The following is a 16297-nucleotide window of genomic DNA, read 5'->3' as shown; positions in this document are numbered from 1 at the left end:
TCTATTGCGACACTAGCTCAGCTGGTAGAGCGCAACCTTGCCAAGGTTGAGGTCATCGGTTCGAACCCGATGTGTCGCTCCAAATTAAAGATCATGGCGAAAGCGGTGATCACAGATGGTGTCTAACCATCGCAATAAATTGCGTGCCCTGGTGGTGGAATTGGTAGACACAAGGGATTTAAAATCCCTCGGCGTTCGCGCTGTGCCGGTTCAAGTCCGGCCCGGGGCACCATCTAATTAATAGAGAAAACAAAATGGCGCGTTGGCAGAGTGGCTATGCAGCGGATTGCAAATCCGTGGACCTCGGTTCGACTCCGGGACGCGCCTCCATTCTCTTATGAGAATCTATTGCGACACTAGCTCAGCTGGTAGAGCGCAACCTTGCCAAGGTTGAGGTCACGAGTACCTATAAAAGATAGGGAACCTCGTGTGTCGCTCCAAATTAAAGATCATGGCAAAAGCGGTGATCACAGATGGTGTCTAACCATCGCAATAAATTGCGTGCCCTGGTGGTGGAATTGGTAGACACAAGGGATTTAAAATCCCTCGGCGTTCGCGCTGTGCCGGTTCAAGTCCGGCCCGGGGCACCATCTAATTAATAGAGAAATACAAAATGGCGCGTTGGCAGAGTGGCTATGCAGCGGATTGCAAATCCGTGGACCTCGGTTCGACTCCGGGACGCGCCTCCATTCTCTTATGAGAATCTATGCGACACTAGCTCAGCTGGTAGAGCGCAACCTTGCCAAGGTTGAGGTCACGAGTTCGAACCTCGTGTGTCGCTCCAAAGTAAAGATCATGGCGAAAGCGGTGATCACAGATGGTGTCTAACCATCGCAATAAATTGCGTGCCCTGGTGGTGGAATTGGTAGACACAAGGGATTTAAAATCCCTCGGCGTTCGCGCTGTGCCGGTTCAAGTCCGGCCCGGGGCACCATCTATTTATAGAGAAAACAAAATGGCGCGTTGGCAGAGTGGCTATGCAGCGGATTGCAAATCCGTGGACCTCGGTTCGACTCCGGGACGCGCCTCCATTCTCTTATGAGAATCTATTGCGACACTAGCTCAGCTGGTAGAGCGCAACCTTGCCAAGGTTGAGGTCATCGGTTCGAACCCGATGTGTCGCTCCAAATTAAAGATTATGGCGAAAGCGGTAATCACAGATGGTGTCTAACCATCGCAAGAAATTGCGTGCCCTGGTGGTGGAATTGGTAGACACAAGGGATTTAAAATCCCTCGGCGTTCGCGCTGTGCCGGTTCAAGTCCGGCCCGGGGCACCATCTATTTAATAGAGAAAACAAAATGGCGCGTTGGCAGAGTGGCTATGCAGCGGATTGCAAATCCGTGGACCTCGGTTCGACTCCGGGACGCGCCTCCATTCTCTAAGAATATAAGCCCGAGTGGTGAAATTGGTATACACGACGGATTCAAAATCCGTTTCCTTCGGGAGTGACGGTTCAAGTCCGTCCTCGGGCACCATATATAAAAGCCTCAATCGAAAGATTGAGGCTTTTTTGTTATTACTTGGTACTAAATGACCAAATATCTCCAGTCGTTACTTTACTATCTTCGATAACATCGACACGCCAGTAATATTGGGTATTTGGCAAGAGACCATTCAAGCTATACTTATTATCTATTTTATCGATGGGTAATAAGGCGTCGACATTCTTTCCTAAGTAGACATCATAATTAAATCGGTTGAGATCCTGTGAGAACATTAATTCAATATTCAGATCAACATTGGTTGCCTTATCAAAAGGGACAGGGTTAGAGGCGATTGAATGGCTATGACCTGGAATCCAAGTGTTAGGATCTCCATATTCATAAGCGCCAATATCAGGGGAAGAGCCAAGATGCTCAATTGTCATCAAGCTACTATTGCTAGTTCCCATATCAATGATCACGGCGTTATCTTTTGGTCTAAAGTCACCCCAATAAGCGCCCTTTAAGTGACTTAAGATCTCAGATGTATTGCCCGTTATATTATTTGCCACGATTCCTGGAACAGCTAATTGCTCGCTAGTACCCGATTTACGCCCTTGCAGTGTTCCGACTAAGTTGTTTAGCGTTTCAGAACTATAATTTAATCCACCGGCGGACGCTTTATTGAAGATGATTAAATCCGTTATGATGTTATTAAACATCAAGTTATTGTAGGTACCTTGCGTATCACCCTTAATAATATTGAAAGCGCTATTCCACACAACGTTGTGATGGACTAAGCCATCTTTACCTGTTTTAGCCGCACCTTCGACACCATCAAAACGAATACCTGCCTTTGGTGTATCGTGTACCCAGTTATAAGCGATCTCTGTGCCTGCTTGTTCATCAATCCCCACATTGATTGCTGCGCCATCGTGTTGTAATAGGCTGGTGTTGTACACATGGTTACCGATTACTTTAGAGCGAGCACCAACGCGTACACCTTCAGAATTACCTGCGGTATGGAAAGTGTTATTGCTAAAAGTGATACTTTGGCTTTGTGAGGCCATATTAATAGAGCCTTCACCACCAGTTCCAAGATTTGAATAATCAATATCATGTATCAGGTTATTATCAACTACATTACTGTTTTCTTTGATCATCTCAAAAGCAGGCCCATCAGTGTAAGCAAGGTAGCTATTGGTGATCTTGTTCTGTGTTTCAGTGATAGCTTTATTGTTATTAATAAACTTAATGGTTTGAGGGCGAGTTAAGTCACCTAACATGCGCTTTGAATACGCGTAATATTTCGCGTCTAGATCATTAAAGGTAATAGATTGTGAGCTTACCACCGTAAACGCTGTCGCAAAAAAGTCGACATTATCGAAAATAAGGTGGCTAGAATTTCGGATGGTTAAGCTATAGGTCTGGTGCTTACCACGTATATGAAGCTGGTTAGGATCGGCATCATTGGGAGCCCATAAGTAAACGGTTTTCGTCTGCTTATCAAAGAACCACTCATTGGGACTATCTAATAGCTCAAGTTTACCTTCAAGGTAGTAGTGACCTTCCTCATATTTGCCGTTTTTATTTGCCCAAAAGTTACCTTTAGAAAGCATATTGGTAGCCGCTTTTTTCATCGCAGTGCCTGATTTAGAAAAATCGGTACTATAGGTAAAGCGATTACTACCAACAGTATGACTATCAATCACTTGTGCCCAGTTAAGCCAAGAGCCAATGTTCATAATGGCGATAGCACCTGTTGCATCAATACCTGAATCGGCTAGCGATTGTGTGTTTACACCAGTAGGAAGGGGTTGATATTCATTACCATTGCTTTTTACGGTGATCTTTTCATAAGGTCGTTCATCAATCATTTCACCGAAATGACTTTCAGGGGCTTGATGACGCCATGTCGATTTCATATCCCACAGTGAACCATCGCTTAATTGAGCATTAGGCCAACGCGCTGACATTACCATTTTATCTTCAATAAACAGTTGCCAAATATCTTGATTGATTTGCGTTTTGTAAATATTACCGTCGTGTCGCTGCCATGGTGTCGTGATATCTATGGTGCCATCAAAAATGCTATTGTTGCCTCTGATCACGATGGGTGCTTCGTTGATCCCATTAACCTTATCAATGACTTCTGCTGTTTTATAACGACCTTCTGCCAGCTCAATAATGCTACCTGCTTTAGCTTGAGATAAAGCTTTCTTTAGGGTTTTGTAAGGCTTAGTGAATGAGCCGTTATTGTTATCGTTGCCATCAGGGCTAACAAAAATAGCTTGTGTTGTAGGGCAACTATCGTAGCTTTCGGTGATAGTACCGTCAGGGCAAGTAACTTCTTTTGGTGGTTCAGTAGGACATTCTTCAATGGTTGGTGCGGTAGAGCCATCAGGACATTCAATAGGTTCTAGGGGCGTATCTGGACAATTCGTTTCATTCCAAAACCACGATGATGACTTAGGCGTTTCCCATACTCCTGGACTATTTTTAGCTTCAAAGCATTGAGATTTATAGCTAACAATATCGCCGTTATTAACTCTCGTTTCTCCTGCTATCCATAACGTGATATCAGATACCGGAGGTGCTGTTTCATCGACACAGATATTATCAACTAATATTTGACCATTTGGACAAACCACAGGCTCAACAATATCGACACAAATGCCATCGATTAACTCTTGATTATCATTGCATGTTGGAAGAGGAGTACCGTTGCATTCAGTTTGTTGCCAAAACCAATTAGAAGATGGTGAAGGTGTCTCCCATGAGCCAGGGTTATTTTGCGCGATATAACATTGTTCATTATATGTAACGATATCGCCATTAACGACCTTGGTTTTACCATTAATCCACTCGATTGGTACTGCAATGGCCCCGACGCTAAATAGTGAAAGTGTAAGGTAACTAAGGCTTCTATTCATATCTATTCCTTGATTAATAGGCATAAAAACAGTTGATTTGTTAATTTTTTATTTCAGCTTAGCGTGTTGAATCGTTACTAATAGATAAGGGTGGCAATATATTGCTATTAATGTGATAGCTTGAAGAATAAGTATCTTAGATATACAGGCTTGCATGAGGTTTACTGATATTCGTTCAAGAAATAGTGTTATTAGTGATTTGAAATAATTATGGCAAAGTTGATTGTTGAGTGTATTACCACTTAGTACAATGCCGACTTTGTTTACATGTAATATTTAAGGTAATTCGAGCCATGAAAAATGCGTCAGTGATTATTGGATTGACTAATCCGAAGAGTCCAACCAATGTGGGCGCAGTATTGCGAGCGGCAGGTTGTTATAAAGCAGACGCGGTGACATATACGGGCACTCGCTATGATTTGGCTGCGAAATTTCAGACAGATACCAAGAAGATGGCTCAGACAATTCCGTTGTTAGGTGTTGAATCTTTCCTTGACGATTTACCACAAGATATGAAAATTGTGTGTGTGGATTTTGCAGAAGGGGCAACGTTATTACCTCATTTTGAACATCCAGAAAAAGCGATTTATATCTTTGGCCCTGAGGATGGCTCTATTGCTCAAGATGTTGCTGATAAAGCTGATCATGTTGTCTATGTACCAACTGTTGGTTGTATGAACTTAGCGGCTTCAGTTAACGTTGTACTTTATGATCGCCTAGCGAAACAACCCGACATGATCCAAAGTGATGAGCATATTCGTCAGAATCGTGATAATAAGAATAAGTTAAGAGTGAAGGGTAAATAGCGCATCTATTTTTAGAAAAGTACTCAATAATAAGTGTTATATTTAACTTATTATTGAGTATTAAAGGTTCATATTCACTTAACCCTCCTTTAAAAATATTTATATTTTCGATGCTATCTATTGGGCGTATTTTAATGAAAAGCATAGATAAAAAGAAAATAATATGAATATCTGTTTAGATCATAACCGTCACTTACGTAAGTTCTTCCATCAATATGCAGAGCATGAAGTTACCATTATGAATGATCTTCATGAGCGTCTTCCTACCTTACTTACGCTACATAATGGCAAAATTAAATCTGTCCCTCATGGCATGTATCAAAAGCATCGTGTATTGGAATACAAGATAGTTGTCGCACCGGATACTGCTTTTCGAGTGGCATTTACAGTTGCCGATAACATAATCACGGTGTTCTTTATCAGTGATGTATTAATAAAGGCGCATTTCTGTAAGTTGTTAGCAAAGACTGATCTACTTGATTAGGAGGCGATATGTCAAAGATTCATATTTCTCATGTTGAAGTGAGTTGTGAACGTTTTCTTAAATCAATGAATATAGGTGATGCGTTTGAAGTGCTAACGTTCAAAAAAGATCGTGGCTTCTGTATTTTAAAATCATCAAAAGCAGAGTTTTGCTTTAAACAATTTGGTTATATTGATCAAAGGGTGACATTAGAATTAAGTGCGTTAAAGAAATATATTAAAAAGGCGGTTAAAGTTGAGTTTCCAAGAAGTAATATTGCTTGGGTTGAACATTTTCAACAGGTTGATTCTATTGATGATTTAAAACGTAATGGACAAGCGCAATATCATTTGTTTTAACTTATTATATTACTCAATATTAATGGTGTAATAATCTGTTTCAGGAATAAAAAAATTTAAGATAAGTATAAATTTTCTGATTTGTTGTATGAAGTTTCTAGCGTTATAAAGCCTTTTTTATTTCGATTGGAACGAATATGAATTACGACAAACTTATTGATGCCTTATTTACTCAGGGTTGGTTTGTCTGGGATGACTTTTTAGCTCAGGATGAGGTTAAAGCATTGAAAGATTGTATTCCACAAGACTGGAGCCAAGCTGGTATCGGTCGTAATGATGAATACATGACTCAAAAGTCTATTCGAAGTGATAAAATTCAGTGGTTATCGGATGACATGGGTAAGCCTGTTGCTGATTTTCTCCAACGCATGAATGAGATCCGATTAGAAGTGAATCGTCATTTTTATCTCGGCTTATTTGAATACGAAGCCCATTTTGCAAAATATGAGCAAGGTGATTTTTATCAAAAGCACTTAGATTGTTTCCGAGGTCAAGAGAATCGTAAACTTACTACTGTGTTTTACCTTAATGATGATTGGAAGCCAGAGCATGGTGGTCGTCTGAAAATGTATGATTTGGACGATAACGAACTCGCTACTTTAGATCCAAAAGCAGGGCGCTTAGTTGTCTTCTTATCTGAACTGTTTCCTCATGAAGTCTTACCTGCAACGCAACGACGTTTTAGTATTGCAGGTTGGTTCCGTACTAATGGTGTAACAGGTAATCAGCTCGATATTGCACGCTAATAATTAAAAGGAAGAGAGTCATTTGGCTCTCTTTTTTATTAGTTTCAGTTTACTAAAGCTATCGTTAATCAAGAAAGATGATCTTTATTATAAAAGAAGTTTTATTATTGATAATGGAAATAAATTTATAATGTGTTTTTAAATTGTTTTAATTTATGGTTGTTGTGTTAATTATTTATAAGCTTGATAAGATTGCGCAATGAAATAGACACATCCCACAATAATCAAGTGGTTTCATATTTAATTAAAAAAGAGTAATAACAAGATATTAGTTACTTGCGATAATGTAATAAGTAAACTGATATAAATCAAAACTAAAGTAATAAAGCGAAAGTTGCTTGATGATAAGCTTCTTTTAAATAAAGTGGTATTGTACATTATGCATTCTATACTTTTTTGACATACTACAATTATCTTAGGTTAGAAAATTTAATGGTTACTGCATTAAAAGCGTTAAAGCGAAATCAATATGGTAAAGATTTTATATCCCACACTATGCAGTCAATATTTAATGAATTACAGCCAGATCATTACTATATCGCCTATTTTAATAAAAGTTGTAGTAAGGCAACATCGCTAGCTTATTACATTGATGGTGTTATTACTGATAGCACGATAAGTTACCTTTTAGATGATGTTCCGTGCCGAAAAGTTTTGGAAAGTGGAGCTATTTACCTTATCGAAGATCACGCATATTCTGCTTATCCAAAAGATAAATTGATGGTTGAACAGCAGTTTGAATCCTATCTTGGTATTCCTATTATTTCGCCTCATGACGATGTGATTGGTATTGTTGTATGCCTATTTCAGCAACCGTTTTATTTATCGCAAGAGCAAACCGATTGGGCCGAAGCTATGGGGTTATTGCTAGGTTCAGAGCTTCAATACTTGGCATTACTGTCAGAGCAAAAATTGCTACTCAGTGAAATGGAGGCGTCCCAACGTGTTGCTAAATTAGGAAATTGGCAGTGGGATGTATTAACCAATACTTATACATGGAGTAAAGAAGCCTGCCGTATTTACGAGTTAGAGAACTGCTTGCATCCTGATCTTAAATTTGTGCAAAGCTCAATTCATCCTGAAGATAGAGAGCGTGTGATCCAATTTATGGATGATATTATTACTTCCGAACATACCGGATATAATATTATTTATCGATTATTACTGCCTAGTGGGAAAGTTAAATACGTTCGTAAGGATTCAGTCATTGTTAAAGATGAAAAAGGTAAAACAACACTTATTCGTGGCATTATTCAAGATATCAGTGAGTTTTATCATATTTCTACAGAGTTATCTAAAACCTCCAATCAATTACATATTACCTATAATGCGGTTGCCGAAGGGGTATGGGAATATCATTTTAATACCCGTGAAAAAGTCACCTCGCCAAAAGTATGGGAAATCCTCAATATCGATGAGCGTGTTATTCATTCGTTATATGAGCTAATACGTTTGATCCATAGAGACGAAAGAAACGTTGTTTTAGATGCAATTAGAAAATTAAGAAATAATGAATCTCACTCTCTTAATTTTGATTTTCGTTTGAACCCTAAATTTGTGACAAACATTTTTTATATTGACCATTGGTTTCAATGTCAGGGTAAAGTAGTCGCTGTAAACTCATTTGGTGATACTGAGAAAGTTGCAGGTATTTTAACGGACATTACTGAGACCGTTTCCACGGTTCAGCAATTAAATCTGGCGAAAACCGTATTTGATAATACCTCAGAATGTATAGTGATCACCGATAGTAATAACCATATCGTTACTGTGAATGAGTCATTTGAAACGGTAACAGGCTATAGCTGTGAAGAAGTGATTGGCAAAGATCCGCGAATTTTGGCCTCAGGGTTTCATGACAAAGCGTTCTACGATGAAATGTGGGATTGCGTTGAACACACAGGACAATGGAAAGGTCAGCTATACAATCGTCGTAAGAATGGCAATGTGTATCCTGAAGAAATGACTATCAACAAAGTTGAAGATGATAACCACGAGGTGGTGAACTATGTTGGTGTGTTTCACGATATCAGTGTACGTCAACAAACAGAAAAAGAGTTGTTGTTCTATGCAAATAATGATGCTTTAACCACACTAATGAATCGCCGCTGTTTTACTGAAAGAGTAGAGCAGGAGATCAATTCGGCATGTGAGCAAGTAAAGAAAGGCGGTTGTAACCAAGAGTTCTCAGTGTTGTTTATTGATTTAGACGATTTTAAGTCAATCAACGATCTTTATGGTCATGATGTTGGTGATAAGTTATTAAAGCATCTTGCTGAAATCTTATTGGACTTTTGTTCTAAAGAGACTTCAGTGTGCCGTTATGGTGGTGATGAATTTGCGATTTTATTAAAAGATAAATCGTCCTCATATGCGAAACGGTACGCGCAAAAATTAATGCAAGCGTTATCTCAGCCGATTTTTATTGATGAGTTACAGTTTAATATCACTATCAGTATTGGGATATCGACTTATCCTGAAAGTGGTGAGACACATCAAGCGTTGTTAAAAAATGCTGATTATGCAATGTATGAGCAAAAACGTAATGGGCGCAATGGTATTTCAATTTATGATGCACAGTTGCAGTCTGAATACATTCGAAAATTACGCTTAAAAGATCGTTTAATTAAAGCCATCGCAGAGAAAAAAATCCAAGTTTACTATCAACCAATTGTTGATATTGAAACGGGGAAAATCTGTAAATTTGAAGCATTAACGCGTTGGTTCGATGAAGAAGAAGGCTATATATCACCTATGGTCTTTATCGAAATGGCTGAAACCTACGGGTTAATAGGGCAATTAGGACGAGTTGTTTTCGAACAAGCGTGTCGAGATTTGGCTTACATGCATCAGAAGGGATATACCGATATTTGTATGTCTATCAATCGCTCAGTGCGTGAATTTGCTGTTTTTGATCAAAAGTATATTTACGACATTATTGATGAACATGGACTGGCGTATGACAAGATCATGATTGAAATCACCGAGTCTGCTGCTCTTGATGAAGGTAATAATATTTTAGAATTATTATCTGAATTTGCTCAGAAGGGTATCTGTATTGCGATTGATGATTTTGGAACAGGTTATTCGTCAATGTCGGCAATTATTGCCAATAAGCCGAATGTGATAAAAATTGACCGCAATTTTATTGTTGATATTGAGCAGAGTGTTGAAAGTCAGATTTTAGTCTCACTTGTTATGGATATGAGTCGTAAACTTCATTTAGATGTTGTGGCTGAAGGTGTTGAAACAAAAGCACAACTTCAACTGTTATCTAAAATGGGATGCCACTACATTCAAGGTTTTTATTTTAGTCCTGCAGTGAATATTGATGCGGCGATGGTACTGCTTAAGAAGAGTAATGTGTGTGCAATTACCTCATGCTAATCACTTGTTAGATACATGATTATCAAGAGTCGTGCTATAAGGTAACGGTGGACAGTAGTTATCAGGTAATACATGCAAACGTTATTTTTTGATTTTGATGGAACATTAGTTGATTCGGAACGCTTTCATGCTGCGAATTGGAGCCAGTATTTAGCAGGTCATGGGGTTGAGTTAAGTATTGATACATTTATGTCTCAGTACGCTGGTGTTACTTGGCCCCACATCGCTAAGCATTTTATTTCTCACTATAAGATTCCTACAACAGTTTCTACCATGATCAATGAGATGGAAACATTGACTGAAGCGATGATCATTGAAAAGGGCATTCCAGCAATGCCCGGTGTGGATGATTTGCTTAAAACCTTATCAGGCAAAGTGCCGATGGCGGTGGTCACGGGAGCGCCGAGAGATTACGTGACGGGAGTGTTAGCTCAGCATGGTTGGCTGTCACTGTTTGATAATGTTTTTAGCGGTTATGAAGTCACAAATAATAAACCAGCCCCTGATGTGTATTTACAAGCCTGTAAAGCAATGCAGGTTTTGCCAGAAAATGCAGTAGCTGTAGAAGATAGTCGAACAGGATTAATGTCGGCATTTAGCGCCAATATTCATGCCGTATTTGTAAATGAACATAGCGCTAAGCTACCAGCACACGCGAACCATTCATTTGCATCTATGATAGAAGCAACGCCATTGTTACTCTCTTTATTTAATCTGAATAATTAGCTATCTGTTGGTTATATTTGTTGAGTGGTAGTGCAAAACTAGCTGTTATTACGGTAAATACGATAGAATACGCCAAATTTATTTAGAGGCGGATATGATGGAAAACGAAGAGATCATGACAGGCGATATGCTTGTTGAAACGGTTGAGAATCAGCTATCTGATGGTGAACCGTTAGTGGTTAAAGAAACACTCATGCGCTTAGTCATGACGGGGACACCACGTGAAGAAGCGATCCAAATGATGGCATGTGCACTGTCAATTGAAGTGTTTGATGTAATGAAAAACGAAGGTAAATTCGATTTAAAACGTTACAGTGAAAACCTTGCCGCATTACCTGATATGCCTTGGGAAGACGATATCTAGTCTTTACTCAATTAACCGCATTACTTTGTTTTACTTTTAGTGAACCTCACCAGTAATGCGGTTTTTATTGTGCTTCAGTATTTATTCTTTTAGCTGCTTTGAACTGTGTAACGTGGCTATGCGAGATAACATAGTTAACGAGCTTTGATGCTCTTCTTCTGTTGCTGCTGCACATGCATCGGTAATGATATGAACCTGATAATCACGGTCATGAGCATCTCTGACTGCTGATTGAATTGCCCACGTTGTACTCACTCCACAAAAATACACATCAGTGATCGCATTTGCACGTAATACACTATCTAGTTGTGTGTTATGAAATGGATTGACTCGAGGTTTGCAGATCACGAGATCGTCTACTGTTACTGCTAAATCTTGATGAAATTGTGTTCCCCAACTCTTGAGATTTAATGCGCCTATACTCTCTGTTTTACCAAACATAGGGGAGTGACGGGGTAGATCGAGGTAATCATTGTTGAAGCCAACTTTGATAAAAATACAAGGGATATGCTTCTTACGAGCCCATTCAATCGCACTATTGGCATGTTCAATTGTATTACAGGCAATAACTTGTTGTGCGCAGCTAGGGATTTTCCCTTTTAAATCAACAATATCATTAATGAAATCAATAACAACTAATGCTCTTTTCATAATCACCTCGCTAAATAAATGATTATAACGAGTGTAAATGAATTGAAGCTTAATAATTGTTTGCTTAGCGGGGAATATATTAAAGGTTGTTAATCTTAAGCATAAAAAAAGCTGCGAGTATTTAACTTTTTGAAATTAAATACTAACAGCTTTTTAATTCTCTTGATTAAGCGTAAGCAAAAATAACACTGCCACCTTTAATGGTGTTGATGATCTTTGTTGCTAATGCTTCTGGTAGTGCAGGGCAACCCCAGCTACGACCTAAATAACCGTTACGTTTGATAAATGATTCGGAAACGTATTTTGCTCCGTGAATAACAATGTAACGTTTTAATGCGTTATCATTTTTACCACGAGTTAAACCGTTAAGTTTCAGTGAATAACCGTTACCGCCGTTATATGTATTTTCTGTCAGGAAAGTACCTAATGAGGTTTTATGCGAATCCACTTTATTGGAGAACTCATTTGCCTTGAGTTTTCCACTGTTCATACCATGAGAAACATAGGTTTTGTAGAGTAATTTATTTGATTTTAAATCAATTACATAAAATCTTTTTTGTGTCGATGGTTTACTGTAATCAATGATTGTTAATAGTGATTTTTTCTTGCCTTTAGTTTTGTTGTAAGCAATGAAAGCTTGCTTAAAAACATTGTAGCTAATTTGATTTTTTAAATGTGCTTTTTGGTAAACGTAGTTTACAACAATATCAGCATTTTTTCGTTCGGTATTCAGAACATGTGCTGAAGCCTGAAACGGCAGATAGCACATCATCAGGATTATTAGATATATCGCTTTTTTCATTAAGTCAGTACTACCATCTAACAATGCTTAGGGGGAATTTGAAGCAGGAACTTTAGCATAAAAAATGATAAATAAAATAACGTCAGAATGTAAAGTACTGTCAGACTGCGTCTTTTGAGAAAATGATTTTTAAGAAAAATTAATAAATAAAGTTATACATAACAAATGGTTAAATAGGTGAACAGCATTTAATTATATTTTAGATTGTGAGTTTTATTATGAGTTGGCTATTTGTATGTTTAATGATGCTAGAGTAACTAAGCATTTGTTTTCGAATATTAAAAAATAGAAGAAAATCGATACTCTAAAAATATTATTTTTTTTCAAAAAAATTGCATTTTTGCGTATAAAGTAATCATGTAATCGTTTAAATCTGTATAAATGTCTGCTTTTCTATGCTTTATTGAATAAAAAAGCAGGTAGCGAACTACCTGCTTTTAGACGTTATTTATACGTTAGCTTTAGATGTTACACACTTTAGTCCAGCTACCGTCACTACCTGGTACTGATGATGTCCACCAGTTTGCTTTATATACCGCACCATCATGGATGATTTGGTCACCGCTACCTGCATGTGTTGGTGTACCTTGCCAATCTGTTTGTGGCCAGTTCGGATAAGTGTTTAGACCTGTAGTATCACAATCGCCGTTGTTACCGCCATTGTCGCCACCGCCATTACCACCGCCTGCATTTAAGTCACCTAATGGTAGGTTTGGTTGCTCAAACTTGAATGCATACTCATTGCCGTTAACGTTAACTGTATAGTTAGCTGGACCTGAGATTGGTAGGTAGTAGATGAAGTCTAGTTCATAACTATCACCTGCTGGTAGTGTCTTCCACTTAGGTAGTGAGAAGGCTACACGGTGCATTGTACCGTCTAGACCACCAATGTTATCGCTACGCGTGTGACCAGAAGCAATCACTTTTAGGCCACCACCAGACTGATCTTTCGCATTATCTGGAGCAGATACTGGAATATCAAACTGGAACTCTGTACCGCCTGGTAGGTCAACGCCTGTGTTGTTAGTGAACGTGACTTTTGGATTGATAGGGTAGTTTTGATCGCCTACTTTAAATCCATCAATCTTCACTGCAATGTCAACAGCTTGTGTTGGAATCGCACCTGTAGCAATGGTATTACCGTATGGTGTTGCTGACTTAAACTTATCGTAGATAGCTTTAGTCATCGAGTTACCCATGTGGTACTCACCATTACCTGACGCACAGGCTTTTTCAGTAGCATCAATCGTGTTAGTACGTTTACCGTTTGCATCTAGTAGGTAACAGTTGTAGTCGCCCGCAAGCTCCCAGAACATGATACCACCGATTTCTTTATCGATTACGTAGTCAGCTTTCACACTAACAGAGGCTTTATCTTCCGTTGAGATAAATACGCTCTTCTCTGCGTTCCATAACCATGGAGCTACAGCAACATCATCGTAGTTACGAGTATAAGTACCGACTAATTTATCTTCCGGATCATTAGCTGGATCTAGACCGTAAGCTGATGCGTACGAGCCGAAGATACCTTTCTCAAGGTTCTTAGCGTGCCACATTGGGTTAGAACCTGCACCCATCTCTTTACCTTGTGGGTCAAGATCGTGCCACATGTTGTCGATGCCCGTTGCACCGTAACCACAGTTGTTCTTCTCACCTTCACCTGTACCTGCTTGACACTCAGACTGGTTAGGCAGCGCTGCACGACCCCATAGACCGTTTTCACCACCTGTTACGCCTTGCCAACCACGGGTGTAGTAAGGAACACCAATGTTGATACGACCTGCTGGCATAGAACCACGGAAGTAGTGGTAAGCCCAGTCAGTATTTAGGTAACCAATACCACCGTAAGCAGCTGTACCGTATACATTCCACTGTGCAAGCTCAGAGTCTTTACCTGTGTCGAATAGGGCAGCATTGTGGCCTACGTGATCATTCCATGCACCGTGTAAGTCGTATGACATGATATTAACGTAATCGAGGTATTTCGTTACATCAAAGGTTTCCATACCACGTAGTAGGTAACCTGATGATGGTGCTGCAATTGTTAGCATGTAGTGAATGCCATCTTGTGCAGAAGCAACATCTAGTTTTTCACGTAGAACTTTCATTAATTCTTGGTACGAAGCCCATAGGTATGGACGACGTGGTTCCATGAATTCCTTATCGTATGGGTTACCTGCACCTGCCATTGAAGTTGGGTATTCGTAGTCGATATCTAGACCATCGAACTTGTACTTACGCATCATTTCTACCGCAGATGCTGCGAATTTCTCGATGCCAGCATGGTTAATTGAACCATCTGAGTTCGTTGTCATGGTGTAGAAGCCACCATCAGCAACACGATCACCATCTGTACCGAAGTGACCACCTGTTTCAGCCCAACCACCAATAGAGATCAATGTCTTCACATCGTGTTTTGCTTTCGCTGTTGCAAGAGCACCGAAGTGACCTTTAAAGCCAAGTGCTGGATCAATTTCAACGCCATCCCATTCCATACCAACTGCGGCATTGGTTGGATCCGTTGTATCACCGATGTTTACTTTACCGTCAGAGCCGATACTTACGAATGCGTAGTTAATGTGTGTTAACTGCTCCCATGGAATATCGTTAACTAGGTAGCTGCTTTGTGGATCGTTGCCTGCACGCCAGCTAGTAAAGTAACCGATCACACGGCGAGGGTGATCTGCGCCCATCTTCTCACGACCTTCTTCGTCGTAAATAGAACAGTAAGGAACGTTTACACCTTCAGTTTGGTATAAACCATCAGGACGACAACCATTAGAAACCACAGCGCCATTGACGGTGACAGCTGTTACTGCTGAATCTGAAGTTTTGTTCTTATCATCTGTTGCACGAGCAAAGATCTTCGCAGAGCCTGCTTGTACCGTTGTGTATTCAAGTACGTAAGGCGCGGTTGCTTTAGTGCCAACAAGAGCACCGTTTACGTAGAAATCTACTTTCTCTACTGTGCCATCAGCGTCAGCTGCGTCAGCAGTAATTGTTACAACTTCACCAAGTTCTACAGTTGCTGCTGAAACGGCAACAGATACCGTTGGTGCTTGGTTAACAGGGCCTTCAGGTGCAACATCAACAGTCACACTAGCTTGGCTACTTGCAGCGTTCTTATCATCGTAAGCTACAGCTGCAAGGCTATGTGCGCCTTCAGTGGCAACCCAAGCAAACTCGTAAGGGGCTGTTGTTGAACTACCTACAACAGTGCCGTCAACAAGGAAGTCGACTTTAGCAATGGTGCCATCGGTGTCTGCTGCATTCGCTTTGATAAGAACTGTTTCACCGGTTGTAATCGAGGTTGTCGCTGTAGGTGAAGTAATGCTTGCTGTAGGTGCGACGTTTTCAACAGGAATTGATGAATCAGAACATAAACCTAACTCAATCCATTGAGCGTAGTCACCACTAAAATCTGCTGGTGAGTTGTTCTGAGTCCAGTAATTCGCTTTATACGCAACACCATTTTGCTGAACTTGGTCGCCGCCAGTATAAACTTTATTACTTTCCCATTCTGCAAGGTCTGTACAATCAACTGCAGCTTGTGCATTGAGTGCAAAGAAGCATGACATAGTTAGAGTACTAAGAGTGAAAATCCCTTTCCTCATCGTTCCATGTTTACCATTATCCAT

Annotated in this window: 11 protein-coding genes and 13 tRNA genes; 20 read left to right on the top strand and 4 right to left on the bottom strand. The window is 39.7% G+C overall.

The annotated features are described in order from the left end of the window. The first annotated feature begins 6 nt into the window (after positions 1-6). From Q7657_RS17685 to Q7657_RS17625, 13 genes are all read left to right on the top strand, one after another. Positions 7-82, top strand: a tRNA-Gly gene (locus tag Q7657_RS17685). 63 nt (positions 83-145) lie between these two features. Further along, positions 146-232 (top strand) — tRNA-Leu (locus Q7657_RS17680). A gap of 24 nt (positions 233-256) precedes the next feature. Continuing rightward, positions 257-330: transfer RNA gene (locus tag Q7657_RS17675), tRNA-Cys, on the top strand. A gap of 20 nt (positions 331-350) precedes the next feature. Next, positions 351-440, top strand: a tRNA-Gly gene (locus tag Q7657_RS17670). A gap of 63 nt (positions 441-503) precedes the next feature. Then, positions 504-590 (top strand) — tRNA-Leu (locus tag Q7657_RS17665). 25 nt (positions 591-615) lie between these two features. Continuing rightward, positions 616-689 (top strand) — tRNA-Cys (locus Q7657_RS17660). A 19-nt stretch (positions 690-708) separates the two neighbouring features. After that, positions 709-784: transfer RNA gene (locus tag Q7657_RS17655), tRNA-Gly, on the top strand. 63 nt (positions 785-847) lie between these two features. Further along, positions 848-934: transfer RNA gene (locus Q7657_RS17650), tRNA-Leu, on the top strand. Positions 935-957: 23 nt separating this feature from the next. Then, a tRNA-Cys gene (locus Q7657_RS17645) sits at positions 958-1031 on the top strand. A gap of 20 nt (positions 1032-1051) precedes the next feature. Further along, positions 1052-1127, top strand: a tRNA-Gly gene (locus tag Q7657_RS17640). A gap of 63 nt (positions 1128-1190) precedes the next feature. Next, positions 1191-1277, top strand: a tRNA-Leu gene (locus tag Q7657_RS17635). A gap of 24 nt (positions 1278-1301) precedes the next feature. Continuing rightward, positions 1302-1375 (top strand) — tRNA-Cys (locus tag Q7657_RS17630). Between the two features lie 16 nt (positions 1376-1391). Then, positions 1392-1476, top strand: a tRNA-Leu gene (locus Q7657_RS17625). A gap of 41 nt (positions 1477-1517) precedes the next feature. On the opposite strand, the gene Q7657_RS17620 is transcribed toward Q7657_RS17625, so the two are convergent. Next, positions 1518-4355 (bottom strand): right-handed parallel beta-helix repeat-containing protein, encoded by a 2838-nt coding sequence (locus tag Q7657_RS17620; RefSeq protein WP_107166576.1) that lies wholly within the window; start codon positions 4353-4355, stop codon positions 1518-1520. A gap of 293 nt (positions 4356-4648) precedes the next feature. Here Q7657_RS17620 and Q7657_RS17615 point away from each other — a divergent pair, with 293 nt between their 5' ends. The 7 genes from Q7657_RS17615 to Q7657_RS17585 all read left to right on the top strand — a co-directional run bounded on the left by Q7657_RS17615 (position 4649) and on the right by Q7657_RS17585 (position 11206). Beyond that, a complete protein-coding gene (locus Q7657_RS17615; RefSeq protein WP_008987298.1) occupies positions 4649-5161 on the top strand; it encodes an RNA methyltransferase in 513 nt (170 codons plus the stop codon). A gap of 163 nt (positions 5162-5324) precedes the next feature. After that, positions 5325-5645, top strand: a complete 321-nt coding sequence (locus Q7657_RS17610) for a hypothetical protein (RefSeq protein WP_107166575.1) — start codon at positions 5325-5327, stop codon at positions 5643-5645. 8 nt (positions 5646-5653) lie between these two features. After that, positions 5654-5983: a hypothetical protein gene (locus Q7657_RS17605; protein WP_107166574.1), complete on the top strand. Its 330-nt coding sequence runs from the start codon at positions 5654-5656 to the stop codon at positions 5981-5983. A gap of 137 nt (positions 5984-6120) precedes the next feature. After that, entirely contained in the window at positions 6121-6729 is a 609-nt protein-coding gene (locus tag Q7657_RS17600; protein ID WP_053989535.1) for a 2OG-Fe(II) oxygenase, read from the top strand. Between the two features lie 432 nt (positions 6730-7161). Then, positions 7162-10116, top strand: coding sequence for a bifunctional diguanylate cyclase/phosphodiesterase (locus tag Q7657_RS17595; RefSeq protein ID WP_107166573.1), 2955 nt, complete (start codon positions 7162-7164; stop codon positions 10114-10116). 72 nt (positions 10117-10188) lie between these two features. Next, the gene (locus Q7657_RS17590) at positions 10189-10842 is read left to right on the top strand and encodes an HAD family hydrolase (RefSeq protein WP_107166572.1); all 654 of its coding nucleotides are present in this window, start codon (positions 10189-10191) and stop codon (positions 10840-10842) included. Between the two features lie 97 nt (positions 10843-10939). After that, positions 10940-11206: a hypothetical protein gene (locus Q7657_RS17585; protein ID WP_081001744.1), complete on the top strand. Its 267-nt coding sequence runs from the start codon at positions 10940-10942 to the stop codon at positions 11204-11206. Between the two features lie 81 nt (positions 11207-11287). Here Q7657_RS17585 and Q7657_RS17580 read toward each other — a convergent pair whose 3' ends face one another. The 3 genes from Q7657_RS17580 to Q7657_RS17570 form a co-directional block, all read right to left on the bottom strand. Continuing rightward, the gene (locus Q7657_RS17580; protein ID WP_107166571.1) at positions 11288-11857 is read right to left on the bottom strand and encodes a cysteine hydrolase family protein; all 570 of its coding nucleotides are present in this window, start codon (positions 11855-11857) and stop codon (positions 11288-11290) included. Positions 11858-12023: 166 nt separating this feature from the next. Continuing rightward, positions 12024-12659, bottom strand: coding sequence for a murein L,D-transpeptidase catalytic domain family protein (locus tag Q7657_RS17575; protein WP_392397388.1), 636 nt, complete (start codon positions 12657-12659; stop codon positions 12024-12026). A 461-nt stretch (positions 12660-13120) separates the two neighbouring features. Then, on the bottom strand, positions 13121-16297 hold the full coding sequence (locus Q7657_RS17570; protein WP_107166569.1) for a chitinase C-terminal domain-containing protein: 3177 nt from the start codon (positions 16295-16297) through the stop codon (positions 13121-13123).

The sequence above is a fragment of the Candidatus Photobacterium acropomis genome (genome assembly GCF_030685555.1).
GTDB classification, from domain to species: domain Bacteria; phylum Pseudomonadota; class Gammaproteobacteria; order Enterobacterales; family Vibrionaceae; genus Photobacterium; species Photobacterium lucens.
The sequence above is the reverse complement of the archived record's forward strand: the minus strand, read 5'-3'. Positions and strand labels throughout refer to the sequence as shown.

Excerpts from the sequence above, each read along its gene's own strand:
- Q7657_RS17585 (WP_081001744.1), top strand. The coding sequence starts at position 10,940 with ATGGAAAACGAAGAGATCATGACAGGCGATATGCTTGTTGAAACGGTT.
- Q7657_RS17590 (WP_107166572.1), top strand. The coding sequence starts at position 10,189 with ATGCAAACGTTATTTTTTGATTTTGATGGAACATTAGTTGATTCGGAA.
- Q7657_RS17610 (WP_107166575.1), top strand. The coding sequence starts at position 5,325 with ATGAATATCTGTTTAGATCATAACCGTCACTTACGTAAGTTCTTCCAT.
- Q7657_RS17570 (WP_107166569.1), bottom strand. The coding sequence starts at position 16,297 with ATGGATAATGGTAAACATGGAACGATGAGGAAAGGGATTTTCACTCTT.
- Q7657_RS17575 (WP_392397388.1), bottom strand. The coding sequence starts at position 12,659 with ATGAAAAAAGCGATATATCTAATAATCCTGATGATGTGCTATCTGCCG.
- Q7657_RS17580 (WP_107166571.1), bottom strand. The coding sequence starts at position 11,857 with ATGAAAAGAGCATTAGTTGTTATTGATTTCATTAATGATATTGTTGAT.
- Q7657_RS17595 (WP_107166573.1), top strand. The coding sequence starts at position 7,162 with ATGGTTACTGCATTAAAAGCGTTAAAGCGAAATCAATATGGTAAAGAT.
- Q7657_RS17615 (WP_008987298.1), top strand. The coding sequence starts at position 4,649 with ATGAAAAATGCGTCAGTGATTATTGGATTGACTAATCCGAAGAGTCCA.
- Q7657_RS17620 (WP_107166576.1), bottom strand. The coding sequence starts at position 4,355 with ATGAATAGAAGCCTTAGTTACCTTACACTTTCACTATTTAGCGTCGGG.
- Q7657_RS17600 (WP_053989535.1), top strand. The coding sequence starts at position 6,121 with ATGAATTACGACAAACTTATTGATGCCTTATTTACTCAGGGTTGGTTT.
- Q7657_RS17605 (WP_107166574.1), top strand. The coding sequence starts at position 5,654 with ATGTCAAAGATTCATATTTCTCATGTTGAAGTGAGTTGTGAACGTTTT.